The sequence below is a fragment of the Deltaproteobacteria bacterium genome (assembly GCA_019309545.1).
In the GTDB taxonomy this organism is placed as follows: domain Bacteria; phylum Desulfobacterota; class Desulfobaccia; order Desulfobaccales; family Desulfobaccaceae; genus Desulfobacca_B.
Genome location: JAFDGA010000011.1, coordinates 1 through 14,142, shown reverse-complemented (window position 1 = coordinate 14,142; position 14,142 = coordinate 1). Strand labels below are relative to the sequence as shown.

At 54.7% G+C, this 14,142-nt stretch carries 16 protein-coding genes, 2 tRNA genes and 1 other RNA gene; 8 read left to right on the top strand and 11 right to left on the bottom strand.

Going from position 1 to position 14,142, the window contains the following annotated elements:
• The first annotated feature begins 30 nt into the window (after window positions 1-30).
• Window positions 31-377, top strand: a transfer-messenger RNA (tmRNA) gene (gene ssrA / locus JRG72_04805).
• A gap of 84 nt (window positions 378-461) precedes the next feature.
• Here ssrA and JRG72_04800 read toward each other — a convergent pair.
• Both JRG72_04800 and JRG72_04795 read right to left on the bottom strand, forming a co-directional pair.
• Window positions 462-737, bottom strand: coding sequence for a helix-turn-helix domain-containing protein (locus tag JRG72_04800; GenBank protein MBW2134538.1), 276 nt, complete (start codon window positions 735-737; stop codon window positions 462-464).
• Between the two features lie 69 nt (window positions 738-806).
• Entirely contained in the window at window positions 807-947 is a 141-nt protein-coding gene (locus tag JRG72_04795; protein MBW2134537.1) for a hypothetical protein, read from the bottom strand.
• Window positions 948-973: 26 nt separating this feature from the next.
• On the opposite strand from JRG72_04795, the gene JRG72_04790 reads away from it, so the two are divergent.
• The gene (locus JRG72_04790) at window positions 974-1,177 is read left to right on the top strand and encodes a hypothetical protein (GenBank protein MBW2134536.1); all 204 of its coding nucleotides are present in this window, start codon (window positions 974-976) and stop codon (window positions 1,175-1,177) included.
• A 221-nt stretch (window positions 1,178-1,398) separates the two neighbouring features.
• Here JRG72_04790 and JRG72_04785 read toward each other — a convergent pair whose 3' ends face one another.
• The 7 genes from JRG72_04785 to JRG72_04755 all read right to left on the bottom strand — a co-directional run bounded on the left by JRG72_04785 (window position 1,399) and on the right by JRG72_04755 (window position 8,634).
• Window positions 1,399-1,578, bottom strand: a complete 180-nt coding sequence (locus tag JRG72_04785) for a hypothetical protein (GenBank protein MBW2134535.1) — start codon at window positions 1,576-1,578, stop codon at window positions 1,399-1,401.
• Between the two features lie 417 nt (window positions 1,579-1,995).
• Entirely contained in the window at window positions 1,996-3,462 is a 1,467-nt protein-coding gene (locus tag JRG72_04780; protein MBW2134534.1) for a cation:proton antiporter, read from the bottom strand.
• Between the two features lie 250 nt (window positions 3,463-3,712).
• Entirely contained in the window at window positions 3,713-4,474 is a 762-nt protein-coding gene (recO, locus tag JRG72_04775; GenBank protein ID MBW2134533.1) for a DNA repair protein RecO, read from the bottom strand.
• Between the two features lie 2 nt (window positions 4,475-4,476).
• On the bottom strand, window positions 4,477-5,031 hold the full coding sequence (locus tag JRG72_04770; protein ID MBW2134532.1) for a methylated-DNA--[protein]-cysteine S-methyltransferase: 555 nt from the start codon (window positions 5,029-5,031) through the stop codon (window positions 4,477-4,479).
• A gap of 10 nt (window positions 5,032-5,041) precedes the next feature.
• The gene (locus JRG72_04765; GenBank protein ID MBW2134531.1) at window positions 5,042-5,860 is read right to left on the bottom strand and encodes a 50S ribosomal protein L11 methyltransferase; all 819 of its coding nucleotides are present in this window, start codon (window positions 5,858-5,860) and stop codon (window positions 5,042-5,044) included.
• A gap of 221 nt (window positions 5,861-6,081) precedes the next feature.
• Window positions 6,082-7,257 carry a DegT/DnrJ/EryC1/StrS family aminotransferase gene (locus JRG72_04760; protein ID MBW2134530.1) on the bottom strand — a complete coding sequence of 392 codons (1,176 nt, stop codon included), beginning with the start codon at window positions 7,255-7,257 and terminating at the stop codon, window positions 6,082-6,084.
• Between the two features lie 54 nt (window positions 7,258-7,311).
• A complete protein-coding gene (locus tag JRG72_04755; GenBank protein MBW2134529.1) occupies window positions 7,312-8,634 on the bottom strand; it encodes a nucleotide sugar dehydrogenase in 1,323 nt (440 codons plus the stop codon).
• A 186-nt stretch (window positions 8,635-8,820) separates the two neighbouring features.
• Between JRG72_04755 and JRG72_04750 the strand changes: the two genes are divergently transcribed.
• The 4 genes from JRG72_04750 (at window position 8,821) to JRG72_04735 (ending at window position 12,393) form a co-directional block, all read left to right on the top strand.
• Window positions 8,821-9,732 carry a 50S ribosomal protein L11 methyltransferase gene (locus JRG72_04750; protein MBW2134528.1) on the top strand — a complete coding sequence of 304 codons (912 nt, stop codon included), beginning with the start codon at window positions 8,821-8,823 and terminating at the stop codon, window positions 9,730-9,732.
• A gap of 162 nt (window positions 9,733-9,894) precedes the next feature.
• Window positions 9,895-10,674: a 16S rRNA (uracil(1498)-N(3))-methyltransferase gene (locus JRG72_04745; GenBank protein ID MBW2134527.1), complete on the top strand. Its 780-nt coding sequence runs from the start codon at window positions 9,895-9,897 to the stop codon at window positions 10,672-10,674.
• Window positions 10,671-11,636 carry a TIGR01212 family radical SAM protein gene (locus JRG72_04740; protein ID MBW2134526.1) on the top strand — a complete coding sequence of 322 codons (966 nt, stop codon included), beginning with the start codon at window positions 10,671-10,673 and terminating at the stop codon, window positions 11,634-11,636. The genes JRG72_04745 and JRG72_04740 overlap by 4 nt, the downstream gene beginning before the upstream one ends.
• Before the next feature lie 37 nt (window positions 11,637-11,673).
• Window positions 11,674-12,393 carry a TVP38/TMEM64 family protein gene (locus JRG72_04735; GenBank protein ID MBW2134525.1) on the top strand — a complete coding sequence of 240 codons (720 nt, stop codon included), beginning with the start codon at window positions 11,674-11,676 and terminating at the stop codon, window positions 12,391-12,393.
• 34 nt (window positions 12,394-12,427) lie between these two features.
• Here JRG72_04735 and JRG72_04730 read toward each other — a convergent pair whose 3' ends face one another.
• Both JRG72_04730 and JRG72_04725 read right to left on the bottom strand, forming a co-directional pair.
• Window positions 12,428-13,213: a lipoate--protein ligase family protein gene (locus JRG72_04730; protein MBW2134524.1), complete on the bottom strand. Its 786-nt coding sequence runs from the start codon at window positions 13,211-13,213 to the stop codon at window positions 12,428-12,430.
• Entirely contained in the window at window positions 13,210-13,650 is a 441-nt protein-coding gene (locus JRG72_04725) for an arsenate reductase ArsC (protein MBW2134523.1), read from the bottom strand. Before JRG72_04725 ends, JRG72_04730 begins: the two co-directional genes overlap by 4 nt.
• A gap of 264 nt (window positions 13,651-13,914) precedes the next feature.
• Between JRG72_04725 and JRG72_04720 the strand changes: the two genes are divergently transcribed.
• Window positions 13,915-13,987: transfer RNA gene (locus tag JRG72_04720), tRNA-Lys, on the top strand.
• Window positions 13,988-13,999: 12 nt separating this feature from the next.
• Window positions 14,000-14,077: transfer RNA gene (locus JRG72_04715), tRNA-Glu, on the top strand.
• Window positions 14,078-14,142 lie beyond the last annotated feature (65 nt).

Here is a 14,142-nt window from a genome sequence, read left to right as displayed (position 1 = left end):
GACTAATCATAATTATAATAAAAATTGAAAGGGGGCGTACTGGCTTCGACGTGGGTAGGGAACTAAAAGTTGCATGCCGAGGTCCTGTCTGCTCGTAAAACAGGTAGGGACTATACAACTGCCGACAATTACGGCTACGCTTTAGCCGCTTAAGGCTAACGCCTGAAGAAGCTAGCCGGGAGGATTCTTCAGGTGACGGCATTCCGGCTAGATCACTACTGATGTCTGCGCTCTAGTGATCGAAACCTTAGTGGGCTAGCGTATCGGGCATTCTGCCGGCGGAAGGCCTGATAGGTGAAAGAAATACACTGGCTAAGCATGTAGACGCTTTTAGGGACTATTTGCGGACGCGGGTTCGATTCCCGCCGCCTCCACCATCTTCATAAACCTCAGCACTGTTAGCAACCAGTCTTTAGTGGCAGACCACCCCCTTGGCTTGCAGATTCAGGCTGTGTGTCAGCCTATGTGCCACAGGCCAGCACCGCGCGGTAGTGGTGAGCCAGAGGAAAGGCGGAGGCCACATGGACGTACCATCTCCGGGCATGATAAGAAATTCTGGCCCCAACTTTGATCAGACGCTTGATCAGCCAATCAATGGACCGCCGCACATAGCGGGGCGGGATCTGATTATCCCAATAACGCTTGATGGTATTTCTGGAAATGCCCAACTCCCGGGCTATCGACCGCATCGATCGACCCTGCCGCTGGAATACTTGGATGGTATGCCATACTTCCATTGAAATCACCTTCCTGTTCCTCCGAGGCCATAACTGGTCCTCGGCATTATTACCCAGGTGGCTCAGTTTTCAGTGTATATCTTCAAGCCGGAAACTATTCAGAGCAACCCAGGCCTCAATCAGGGTGCCGTCCACGGTGAAATGCTCGTCCGACAGCAGTCCGGCTTGGGCCGCCTGCGCCAAGATCCGGGCAAAAAAGGCCGCCGCCAAATCCGATTTTCTGGGGGGATAGACGGGTGTCCCTCTCGGGGATACACGGGCTCGAACTCGCCATCCAGTTCGGCCAGGGCTTGATTCACCATTTTGCGGATCGGCCGGAGGGGATGGTCCTGGTGCACTCGGGCTTCGGGGCAAAGATCGCTGAATATCGTTTGCTGCTGGACAACGTCATCGCGCCTGGTCGCCGCCTCCGGATAAGGTATTGTTGTCATTATCTATAACAGTTTTTAGGCTTTAATGACCACACTTTTTGGCGCTCTCAAGTAACGAGTTTTTCAACAGCCGGTTAAGCCGCCTCGGGACATAAAAAACCACGGCAAGCCGCCGGGCTTCCGTGGTAATTACTCTATCATTATCTATAGGTTAGCAAGACAAAACCGTCCTCCCCCGGGATTAAGGTGATCTAGTAGAGGAGGGCTTTTTATCCCTTGGAGGCAACTAGCTAGATCCTGCAGGCCGACTCACAGATGGGCTGCCACAGTTTCTTCTCTTCCTCGGGGAGCTGGTCATACTCCTCCTGAGTGATGATACAATCCTCCGGCAAGGAATTCATGTCTTCGACAATGACGCAGTCAGGATAGGGGTAGCATTGCTCACAGGCGCAATGCACATATAAAGCCATTTCTTTTCCCTCCTTTTGAGTAACTATAGCAACAAAAAGGGGTGATCGCAACCCCTGGATTCCGGGCAGGCCAACACGTTCTCGACCCTTACCAAACCCTCCCACTGGGCAGCGTTGACTAATCCACAGCCAATGATTAGTTAAAAATTAGTTTAGGGGGGTGATATAAGGCGCGTTTTAAATAACAAGCCAATACTTCTAACAATTAACGCAAATTTAATGCGATTGGGTTCTTACCCGAGGAGGTCCAAATGAAAGATTACATGGAAATTATCCAACTCCCACCGGCTGAATCGGCATGTTTTCCAGGGTCTTAAACGGTGAATGGATGATGCCGATGTATTCCGCCTGGAATAGTTTCATCCGGTTATGTTCCTTGTCTTGATATTTTGGCACCTTTTCCGCCCGATATATACCTTAATCAGGCATGATTTCCCAGTGTTCGTGAAAAGAAGGACCGTTGGCCGTATAATTATGGCTCATGGTTCGGCCCTTCCCCAGCCGCTGTCCCTCCCGGGGTTTCCAAAATCTTAGGTTTATGGCCGGGATCAGGTGGAAACCGCGGTCAGTCTGTTCCTCGAGCCAGATCTCTTTTTCCTCAATGATCTTCCAGATCGTGCCATGCTTTTTATGTCGCACCCGTTGGCCGACCCGGGGCAATTGCAGCTTTTCCCGCAGTGGTTTGAAGCGATAAATCGATTTTTCCTCAACCTCCAGGATCGGCTCTCCCATCAGCATAATGCCGATAGCCCCGATGGGCGCGGTAACCAGAATAGACAGCACCGCCACCGCCAGGATCACCTCGCCTCCAGCCACTCCGGCCTCCAAGGGAATGGCCCCGATCGCCGCCTGCACCGTGGCCTTGGGAATATAAGAAACTACACAGAATAGTTTTTCTTTCCAGTTGAGGCCGGCGCCCAGCACGCAGAGGTAGGTAGCGACAGAGCGAAAGACCAGGCCAAAACCAATAACGGCCAGGCCCGCCAGGCCCGCGTCCCAGGCAACGTGAATATTAACCTCGGCCCCGACGAGGACAAACAGCAACAATTCGGCGAATACCCAGAGCTTTTTGAGTTTCTGGGAGATGATGTGAGCAATGGCCTCCTCTTTTTCGAGAATAATGAAGCCGATGGCCATGACCCCCAGAAGGCTGGCGATGGGCAGATAACGATGGGCCAGATCCTCAATCCACGTCAGGACAATGGCTACCCCCATGATCAGAATGGTCTTCCGGGGGGGCGCCAACTCGTATCTGAGAAAGAGTTTATACAAAATATAGCCGGGAATCAGGCCGACGATGATCCCCAGGACAATGGAGATTGGAATACCGGCCAGTTGCCAGGCCAGATTGATTTGTTGGCCGCCGTACACGCCCAGCAGAATGGTAAAGATCACAATCACAAAGACATCATCAATGGAAGAGGCGGCCAGAATGAGAGTGGGAATGCCTTTTTTGTCCCCCTTGCCGCGTTCCATAAAATTAATCATCAGAGGCACGACGACGGCCGGAGACACGGCACCCAGGATTGTTCCCAAAATGGCGGCTTCCAACCAGTTCAATTCCAGCAAAGTCGGAGCCAAGATAATCACCGCGAAAATCTCAAACAGGGCCGGCACTGCCGACATCAGCAAGGCCGGGCGGGCAGTACGATGCAGGGTATCGCGGCGCAGTTCAAAACCGGCCCGCAACAGAATGACAATCAGCGCCAGTTTGCGAAAATCCGCCGACACCGCCATCATGGCCGGGTCAAGAAGATTGAACACATAAGGTCCGGACAGGATGCCAACAATCAGCATGCCCACTAGGCCGGGCAGCTTGATCTTGCGGAACAGATAATCAGCAGCCAATCCCAAGACAATGATTACAGCGAGACTGAAAGCCATGCGCGATTTCTCCTCAAAAAAAAACTTCTACCGGATTGCACCATTGATATCCAATAGAAGTCATCAGCCTGTTGGCTCCAGCTACAGGCGGTTAGAGGCGGACCTCATCGCCATTAGTTGCTAGCCTTGATAGCATGGTCAGCAAAGTATGTCAAGTGTTTATCCAAACTTAATCTTGCTCCCGGGATAGAAATCATTTTCCACCACACCCAAACCCCTTCTCTCATAAAGTTGAAAGAACCGGCGGATTTCAGGGTTCAGATGGGCTGATCTTCTCCAAAAATTTAAAAGACCGCAGCTCTCGGATCCCATGATGACGGATGAAGCCTTGCACCAGGTCAAGACATTGCTTCTGAGCCAGGGGGGGGAACCGCAGTCGGGAAAGTTTTTCCAAAGGCAGGCTCTGGGCCAGCCGCAGCAGTTTCCAGGTTCCGGCCTGCAGATGGTAAAGACGACCGCCGGCCTTGGCGGTGCATTGAGCGCAGATGATGCCGCCCTGGTCGATGCTGAACCAGAGCTGTCCTTGGGGCACTTGCTGACACTTCAGGCAAGTCTGCCAGCGAGGACCATAACCGGCCAGGACCAAGAGACGGATCAGAAAACTGCATAACAGGGACTCGGGCGGCAGCCCCTGGTCCAACAGATTCAAGGCAAGTTCCAGGGTGGCAAAAGTCTCCGGCACATTCTCCTGAATACCGACGATTTCTCCGGCCAGTTCGCTCAGACAGGCCGCCACTCCCAAGCGGTTCAGATCCTGCCGTAAGCCGGGATAGAAGCCGACCAACTCGCAGCTGTCAACCCACCCAAGGTCCCGGTTCCGGCGTTCGGTATAGATCAGGCTGACCCGGGAAAAGGACTCCAGACTGTTCAAAAACCGACGTTTGCTTTTGCGAGCCCCTTTGGCCAGAGCAGTCAGGCGGCCGACCTCGGGGCTTAAAAAGGTGACGATGCGATCGGCTTCCCCATAGTCCCGAGATCTAATGACAATAGCTGCGGTTTTGCGAGCCGGCACGGCTAGTTTGTTTCTTTATAGACTGAGGGCAACTCTTCGGGGCCGCGGCGCCGAACGGACTGTTCATGATCCAGGAGCCAGCGTTTCCTGTTAAGGCTGGCGCTGAACCCACATAAGGAGCCATCAGCGCTGATGATCCGGTGACAGGGGATGAGGATCGGCAGCGGATTGGCGCGCAAGGCCCCGCCAATGGCCCGGGCCCCCTTACGAAGGCCCAGGTTACGGGCCAGTTCCCCGTATGATACCGTAGCTCCGAAAGGTACCCGCCGTACGGCTTCCCAGACCCGAAGTTGAAATGGCGTCCCCTGGAGATCGAGTCTCAGGTGATCAAAATTCTGAAGGCGGCCGGCAAAATAATCTCGCAAGCCCTGAATCACCTCAGTTTTCCAGTTATTCCAAGAACCCTGCCCACTTGGGCTGATATTATCAGTTTTGGGGGAAATTATCACCTGTTGCACCCCCTGGGGACTGAAAACTACCTCCAGGCGTCCCATTGGAGTCTCCAAAAAGGTTCCCCGAATCTCGGGCGGTGATGCTCGTTTTACCGCAATTGCCATGGACATCCCCTTAGAGATGGCGGGCTAAGACTGCAAACCAGAAGTTGTCATCCAGAATCTTTTCCGGCCCAAGAGGCAACGGCTCCATCTGGGTCAGCAGTTTGTCGACTTCGGTACCCATAAGGCCGGAGAAGATGTACCATTTTTTATCTAAAAAATTTTCTTGGGCCAGGAGGTCCCGTAGCACCCCATAGTAAATGTTGGCCAGCGCCAAATCAGCGGGCGTCCCGCAATACTTCATAACATCATCACAGATCAGGGTAATGCGGTGTTCTTGCCGATTATGCTGGACATTTTTGATGGCAGTGCCAATAGCCAGATTATTATGATCTACCGCCAGAACCTGCAGCGCTCCCAGGGCCACACAGGCCAAGGCCAGAATGCCGGTGCCGGTGCCCAAATCCAGCACCTTGGGCAAATCCTCTCGGGCGTAAACCTCATTGATCAACTCCAGACACATCTTGGTAGTGGGATGGAACCCGGAACCAAAGGCTACCCCTGGATCGATCCAGATCAGTTGTTCCCCCGGGGGTGGGGAACCCGTCTCCCAAGTCGGGCACAGATAAAATCCGCCGATGCTCCGGGGTTTCAGCGGATAGCCCGCTTCCCAATCCTCGTAGTTGATCACTGTTTCGGAAAGATAGCGCTGGGATTGCTCTTCTCCTAAAAATGCTTTCAGCTCGACTTCCTTTTTACTGGTAAAAAATAGATATGAACAGGTCCCTTCCCGCCAGCAGCCCAAATAGTTTTTCAGGTCTAACGGGGGCCCTAAAGCGATCTCACCAGCAATTTCGTAAATGAACAGATATTGATAAGGATTGCCACTCAAAGCGCTGTCCTTTCGGAGATTTTAAAGGCAGTCATCAAACTACATCAATGAGTTTCCATTAATCGCACTTTTTAGATATATATACCTTTAATTAGGGTTATGTAAATTGTTCTTATGATAAAAAGTGCCCGGCCGCGGCACCCTTGACCTCTAGGTATGGCCTGATTTACCCAAGACCTTGTGTTCTTTGCCGGAATATGGATTACTCAAAAACATCATGATTAGCAGCGGCCTATTGCCTCGATCGCGACCTCGGCCACCTTCTCCAGTGCCTCGGCGGCAACCTCTGGATAGATCGGTAAGGCCAAAGTGCGCCCCGCGGCCTGGTGAGCTTCGGGAAAATCCTCGTCCTTGCAGCCCAGATAGGCAAAACATTCCTGCTTATTCAAGGGGACCGGGTAATAGATTTCGGTGCCAATCCCTGCTTTGGCTAATTGCGCTTTAACCTCATCACGCCGGTCTAGGCGCACCACATATTGGTTATAAATGTGATAATGAGGTAATTTTTTGCCGAAATGCTGATAAACTGCCGTCGGAGTTATGACTTCCTGGCCCTCTAACAGCTCATTGTAGCGTCGGGCATTGGCCTGACGGCTGGCGGTCCAGCCATCCAGATATCTCAATTTGACCAGCAGGGCCGCGGCCTGGAGGGCATCCAGGCGAAAATTGCCGCCGATGATCTTATGATAATACTTGGGCTGCGATCCATGCACCCGGAGAATCTTTAATTTTTCATAGAGATCAGGGTCATTGGTCACCACCATCCCTCCATCTCCCAGCCCACCCAGATTTTTAGAAGGGAAAAAACTAAAGCAGCCGGCATCACCCATGGATCCGGCACGTTTTACCACCACGGTGCCGTCCGACTGCGGCCAGGGGTACTCGGCCCCAATGGCCTGGGCCGCGTCCTCGATAACCTTGAGCCCATAGTCCTGAGCCAGGGCCATAATGGGCTGCATGTCAGCACACTGACCGAAAAGATGCACCGGCAACAAAGCCTTTACCCGCCACTCGCCCTGATTGCGCACCTGAGCCAGAAGCTGGGCTAGTTTATCCGGGTCGATATTAAAGGTTACCGGGTCAATGTCGACGAACACCGGTCTGGCCCCCACCCGGGCAATAGCCCCGGCGGTAGCAAAGAAGGTGTAAGGGGTAGTGACCACTTCATCACCCGGGCCGATATTTAGGGCCATCAGAGAGATCAACAGGGCATCAGTACCGGAGGATACTCCGACGCCATACCGGCAGCCACTGTAAGCGGCAATCTGATTTTCCAGCTCTTCTACCTTGGGACCCAGAATGAACTGCTGACTCTCCAATACTTCGGTCAGGGCGGCCTGTAATTCTTCCTTAATGGCCTGATATTGGGCCTTGAGGTCAAGCAGTGGCACGTGCATAACTGTGTTACCTTACTCTGTTCGGCAAATAGGATATCCTGGCAGCGGCAAAGGTCAGGCTTTGAAGATGTGGCCCCCGCTATGGCCCTTAAAAGCATTCCGGGTGTCAACAATCAGGCGCGCCTGAGAGGCAATCCAGTGGTAATCGTAGTCCGAGTGATCGGTTACCAATAAAATGCAATCAGCCCGTTGCAAGACAGCCTCGCTTAAAGGCACTGAGGACATATCGAAACCGGGATAATTACGCATTCCGGTGCAGCGGGAAATATGGGGATCATTATAGTTCACCACCGCCCCCTCCCGCTGCAAAAGATGGATGATCTTAATGGCCGGCGACTCGCGGTTATCATCGACATCCTTTTTGTAGGCCATCCCCAACACCAGAATCTCCGCCCCTTTTAGGGGCTTGCCATGGTGGTTCAGGGCTTCCGCCACCCTCTGCACCACAAAGTAGGGCATATAGCTGTTTATTTCCCCCGCCAGTTCAATAAAGCGGGTCGAAAAATCGTATTCCCGGGCCTTCCAGGTCAGGTAAAAAGGATCAATAGGAATGCAATGACCGCCCAGACCCGGCCCCGGATAGAACGCCTGGAAGCCGAAAGGCTTGGTTTGGGAGGCCTCAATAACCTCAAAGAGATCCAGCCCCATGCGCAGACAGAGCATCTTGAGTTCGTTGACCAGAGCAATATTTACCGCCCGGTAAATGTTTTCCAATAGCTTGCTCATTTCCGCGGCCTGGGTCGAAGACACCGGAATGACCCGCTCCACTACCTGGGCATAGAGGGCGACCCCGCGTTCCAGACAGGCCGGGGTCACCCCGCCGACTACTTTGGGAATGGTGCTGACCTGATATTGCGGATTGCCAGGATCTTCCCGTTCCGGTGAGAACACCAGATAAAAATCCTGGCCGACCTTAAGTTTGCTACTCAGTAGGGGCAGCAGCAGTTCCTCGGTAGTGCCCGGATAGGTAGTGGATTCTAAGGAAATCAGTTGGTTTGGACGCAGACTGGCCGCGATAAACCTGGTGGTTTGATCGACAAACCGCAGATCCGGCTCCCGTTTGGCGGTTAAGGGAGTAGGAACGCAGATAATCAGGACATCCGGCTCTCCCAGGCGGCTCATCTCCTGGGTGGCCTCGAATCGCCGTACACCATCCCGGGGTTGAATCAGTTCCGCCAATCCGCGGCCCGGAATATGCTTTATATAGGATTTGCCCTGATTCAAAAAGTCTACTTTCTCGGCGTCATTATCAAAACCTAATACCCGGAAGCCGACCTCGGCGAAACGCAATACCAGGGGCAGGCCCACATAGCCTAAACCGATAATACCCACCAACGCCTGTTTATTCCTGATTTTAGCAAGCAAATCCAACGGTATCTTCCTTTCTAACGCAGTAAACCCAATTAGCTTCAGGTTGATTTATGACTCGGTTGCAGAGCCAAATTCTGAATTATCATATCTTGCCTTAAAAGCAAAACATTAAATAGTATTAAAAACGTAGGCTTGATTTCATTGTGCAAATTATTAAGATTATAATAACCAGAATAAAAAAGGAAAAAAATTATGTCAACGCCGCAGTGGCTAGAGATTCGCATAGAAATCCCGGAGCGGATTCAGGAAGAGGTGTCTTTATTCCTGACCGAATGGAGCGGCCGTGGGGTTATTCTGGAGGACGACCCTTTGGCATCCAGACCAGCCGCCAGAATGGGCATTAAGGTTTATTTTCCCGCCGAGGAATTCGGTCCGCTCCAGGAAATGGAGTTGCAGCAATATCTGCAGCGCCTGGAGTCGCATGGCTACCAGATCGGCCCGGTAGTCCGGCGCTACCTGGTGGAAGAGGATTGGGCCCATGCCTGGCAGGCGCACTTCAAGCCCCGCAAACTCACCCGGCGCATTGTCATCCGCCCGCCCTGGGAGGATTATCAGCCCGCCCCGGAAGAAATCGTGCTGACCATCTATCCTGGCATGGCTTTTGGCACCGGCCGCCATCCCACTACCAGGTTATGCCTCCAGGCCCTGGAAGAGATTCTGGAACAATGGCCTAGCCCGGGGACGCCAGGCTGGTGGCAGGCCCTGGATGTGGGCACCGGTACCGGCATTTTGGCCCTGGCCGCAGCTCGCTTCGGCGCCCGGGTCCTGGCCATCGATATTGACCCCGAGGCAGTCGCCGCTACCCGGAAAAATATCCTCCTCAATCAGCTTCAGGATCGGGTCCGGGCCGAGGACCTGACGCTAGACTCTATCCGACAGCGCTTCGGGCTGATCCTTGCCAATCTCACCGCGGTTGATCTGCAATCTCTGGCCGAATCGCTGGCCGGACGGGTGCAGCCCGGCGGTTGGCTGATCGTCTCCGGCTTCCTCCAAGACGATGTCCCCCGGCTGCTGACCCAATTCGCCACGCAAGGTTTAGCGCTGACCCACACCTATAGCCAGGAAGATTGGGTGGCTTTGGTCTTTAACAGATATTATTACTAAGGTCATAAAAATGAATTAGGGTTATAAATTAATAATTTTTCAAACCCACTCCCCCAACCCCTTAAGGGGGGTTGGGAGGGGAGCTTGAGGGGAGGGCGGGGGGCCAGCGGTCCTCCGGCCATCCCCTCAAATTAACTTTTAAATGCTCATGGTTACTTAATCTTGATCTCTAACAATAACCATCAACCGCTATCTCACCAGGCCGGACGGCGGCGGTTTTTTGCCCCTCCGGACCAGATCACCGGCTCCGAAATCCGGCTGTCGGCTTCCGAAACCCACCACCTGGCCCGCGTCCTGCGGCTCGGCGTCGGGACCCGGGTAGAAATTTTTGATGGCCAGGGACAGGAATATGAGGCTGAGGTCATGGCTCTGGAAGCCGAGGAAGCTCGTTTACAGATTATCCAGAAACTACCCGACCGGGCCGTTGCTTCGCTATCTCTGACTCTGGGGCTGGCCCTGGCCCGCGCCGAAACCTTTGACCTGGCAGTAAGGCAAGCCACTGAAATGGGGGTCACCCGGCTGATTCCTTTTTACTGTGAGCGCTCCCTGGTTAATCCGGCAGTTCGGCAGCCCTCTCGCCAGCAGCGCTGGCAGCGGCTGGCCCTGGAAACCCTGAAATCGTGCCAGCGCTCCCGCCTGCCAGAAATCCACTCGCCCCAAAGTTTTGCGGAAGTGCTGCAATGCCCGGAAGCGGTGAAAATTATGTTTTGGGAGGAGAAGCGCTCGCAAGCCCCTGGAATGCTGCTCAGAATGACCCCGGCCCCGGCGTCCGTGCGCCTGCTGATCGGCCCGGAAGGCGGTTTTACCGCGGCCGAGGCCGAGCAGGCCCAGGCCGCGGGTTTCGCGCTGCTCGGTCTGGGGCCTTGGCGGCTGAAAGTGGAGACCGCGGCCCTGGCCGCCCTGGCCATTATTCAATATGCCTGGGGAGATCTGGCCGGATGACTGCTTTACCCCATCCCACTAAACCCTATCGCGACCTGAACTCTTACCTGTTATCGCAATTCGGCGAACGGGTGCAGAAAATCACCCTCGATGCCGGGTTGACCTGCCCCAACCGCGATGGCCGGGTAGGCACCGGCGGCTGTATCTATTGTAATCCGCGCGGCTCCGGCACCGGCGCTTGGGTTCAAGGCAAAAGCATCACGACTCAGCTTCAGGAAGGCCTGGCGCGGCTGGGGAGGCGCTATCAGGCCAAAAAATTCATTGCCTATTTCCAGAGTTTTTGCAATACCTATGCGCCGCTGGACCAGCTTAAAAGCTTGTATGAGGAAGCCCTGGCCTTCCCCGAAGTCGTCGGTTTGAGTATCGGCACCCGCCCCGATTGCCTGTCAGAAGAGATTCTGGAATTGTTAGCCCATTATGCCCGCACTCACCTGGTGTGGCTGGAACTGGGTCTGCAATCGGCCCATGATGCAACTCTGCGGCGGATCAACCGCGGTCACGATGTCGCCTGTTTTAGCCGGGCGGTGGAGCAGGCGGCGGGGCGCGGGCTGCATCTCCTGGCCCATGTCATCCTGGGGCTGCCCGGCGAGGGCCGGGCCGAGATCTTAGCTACTGCCGATTACTTAGCCGCTCGGCCCCTGATGGGGGTAAAAATTCACCTGCTCTACATCATCCGCGGCACCCGGCTGGAGCACCTCTATCGCCGCGGCGACTATCAGCCGCTCACTGAAGATAAATATGTGTCGCTGGTGGTGGACTTCCTGGAACGCCTGCCGCCGCAGATGGTCATCCATCGGCTCACTGGCGACCCCCACCGGGAAGAATTGGTGGCCCCGACCTGGTGCCTGCATAAGGCGGGGGTCCTGGAGGGCATCCGGCAAACCTTTGCCGCCCGCCGGAGTTATCAGGGGAAGCTCTGGCACCCGGAAAATGCAAGGTCTTCATCAATCCTGGCTTCTTGACCCTGGCCAGACGTCATTGCCCGACCGGAGTGGTTGAGTGATTAATACCCGACGACCTCTATCGATTGCCCTGCTGGCCCTAACTTTTATGGTTGTCCTCGGAGCGCTGGTCTATGCCGGGTGGCCCACCCTGTCGCCCTACCTCCATGCATGCTACGATTTCCTGAGTTGCAAGGAAAAAATCAAGGACTTTGTCGCCTCGTTCGGGCCGCTGGCGCCGGTGGTTTTCATCCTGATTCAGACCTTCCAGGTAGTGGCGGCGCCGATACCGGGGGAGGCCACTGGCTTTCTGGGCGGGTTCCTGTTCGGTGTCTTCCCCGGCTTCCTCTATTCCACCATCGGCCTTACCTTGGGCTCGACCCTGGCCTTTCTGATCGGCCGCTGGCTGGAAGTGCATGTGGTGGCCAAAATCGTCAGCCCCGAGACCCTGGAAAAATTTGACTTTATCATCGAACGGCAAGGCACCCTGGTCGCCTTTCTGCTCTTTCTGTTTCCCGGCTTCCCCAAGGACTATCTTTGTCTGATCCTGGGTCTGAGCCCGATGCCGATCAAGGTCTTCCTGATCATCGTCACGCTCGGGCGGATGCCCGGCACCCTGATGCTGTCGCTGCAGGGAGCCCAGGTCTTCCAAGGGAATTATTATGGCTCGGTGATTATCCTGGCGCTGATCATCGCTGTAGCCCTCCCGATGTATATTTACCGGGAAAAGCTCTATCGCTGGCTCCGCAAGTTAAGCGGGCCGCGGCAATCCGAATGATGGTACCCTCCCCTAGCCGGTCAGTCTTACTAATTTATGCCAATGTTTGTGAGAACTCGAGCCTGATCCGGGAACATCTGGCCGCCGCCCGGATTTCCTCTCGCTCGGACAGTTCCCCGGCTCTAAATTCTACCCCCAGAACTTCCTGAAATCCCTCAAGCAAGGCGGTCTTAAGAGCCGCAAGAGAAACGGGATGTTTCAAGATTTCCGCTAAAGAGACCATGGGCCAGAGTTGAAAAGACCCGGCTCGGCAGTAGGAGAGCAGCCGCCGCCAGATTTCTTCCTGGGATTCCAGGATAATGGAGCCGTGTTGCAGAAAAGATTGGCCTCGCCAAAGCTGAGCGCTGCCGATAAATTTCCTCCCCTGCCAAGTGAGGTCAGCCGGGGTAGCCCGGGCAAAACAGGCAAAGGAGGGCGCGGACCGGGAGGCCGCCCCCGACTCGACGACAATGCCCAGTTTTTTCAAACCGGCCTTAAGGGCCAGTCCCAGACGCCGGTAGATTGCGGTGGTCGAAACTGGGAACCCATCCCGTGTTCCGGCCACCAGGCAATAGGTCAGGTCGCCGCCGTGGAGTACCGCCCGGCCGCCGGTCGGCCGCCGGACTAGGTCCAGCCCCAATGCCTGGAGGATCTGGTCACAAAGGTGAGCTGGCCATTCCTGCCCCGCTCCCAGAGATAAGGTCGGGGCTGACCAGTGATAAAACCGCAGGCTGGCAGGGCCGCAATCTTCGACATGCGCTACCAGCAAGGCCTCGTCCACGGCCATATTCCAGTCGGCCGGACCCGGGCCGTGGTCTAACAGGCGCCAGACCGGTTTCATACCCCGGATTGAGGCTCTTCAGCAGAGGAGCTAAGCTGTTCCAGTTCGGGAATCAGCTCTTGATGCTGGGCATCCCGGACCTGCCGAAAAATCGCAATGTTGCCGGCCTCACTACCTTCCTGAGCCGCGAGGTCAGGAAATTCCCGGTGTAGTCGGTGACCGGGACCGAAATAGAAAGGGCACTGCTGGGCACCGGAACACAAAGAGATCACGTAATCAAATTCCTGGCCAGCCAGTTCAGCCAGGTACTTGGATCGGCGGCCAGAGATGCCAATTCTAATTTCCGCCATGACCTGAGTAGCAAAAGGATTGACTCCGGCCGGAGCAATACCGGCCGATTGTGCCTCAACCTGACCTTTCAGATAGTGATTAGCCAGTCCTTCGGCCATCAGGCTGCGAGCACTGTTCTGAGTGCAAATAAACAGGAAACGTTTCATGACTAGGTTATCCCAGTTTATTCCGCCAGCCAGCCTCTTATAAAATCCAGGTGGATATTCAGAAGCCTGCCCACCTTTTGTTGCCGTGGGTCAATGAGCCTGACTTGTCGCTTCAGGATCGAGTCCAGCACTAATTTATCTAAATCTGTTTCCCCGAGCAACTTAAACCTGGCAGCCGCAGCAATAACCGGCCGGTAAAAAGAGCCGAACAGCCTTTAGACTCCCTTGACAAACTAGTTTGCAAAGTTTATGTATAAACATTGCGGGCCGTTAACTCAGTCGGTAGAGTATCTGCCTTTTAAGCAGAGAGTCGCTGGTTCGAGTCCAGCACGGCCCATTTACAAGTTGCGTCCCCATCGTCTAGCCTGGTCCAGGACACCGGCCTTTCACGCCGGCAACACCGGTTCAAATCCGGTTGGGGACGCCAAAGTAAATCAAGGGGTTGGGCTCGGCTGCCCGGCCCTTTTCTTTTAGACAGCTTCTCGTTGCCAA

Coding starts and splice junctions, on each gene's coding strand:
- JRG72_04785 (MBW2134535.1), bottom strand. CDS start 1,578: ATGGCTTTATATGTGCATTGCGCCTGTGAGCAATGCTACCCCTATCCT.
- JRG72_04800 (MBW2134538.1), bottom strand. CDS start 737: ATGGAAGTATGGCATACCATCCAAGTATTCCAGCGGCAGGGTCGATCG.
- JRG72_04750 (MBW2134528.1), top strand. CDS start 8,821: ATGTCAACGCCGCAGTGGCTAGAGATTCGCATAGAAATCCCGGAGCGG.
- JRG72_04740 (MBW2134526.1), top strand. CDS start 10,671: ATGACTGCTTTACCCCATCCCACTAAACCCTATCGCGACCTGAACTCT.
- JRG72_04770 (MBW2134532.1), bottom strand. CDS start 5,031: ATGGCAATTGCGGTAAAACGAGCATCACCGCCCGAGATTCGGGGAACC.
- JRG72_04780 (MBW2134534.1), bottom strand. CDS start 3,462: ATGGCTTTCAGTCTCGCTGTAATCATTGTCTTGGGATTGGCTGCTGAT.
- JRG72_04730 (MBW2134524.1), bottom strand. CDS start 13,213: ATGAAACCGGTCTGGCGCCTGTTAGACCACGGCCCGGGTCCGGCCGAC.
- JRG72_04725 (MBW2134523.1), bottom strand. CDS start 13,650: ATGAAACGTTTCCTGTTTATTTGCACTCAGAACAGTGCTCGCAGCCTG.
- JRG72_04760 (MBW2134530.1), bottom strand. CDS start 7,257: ATGCACGTGCCACTGCTTGACCTCAAGGCCCAATATCAGGCCATTAAG.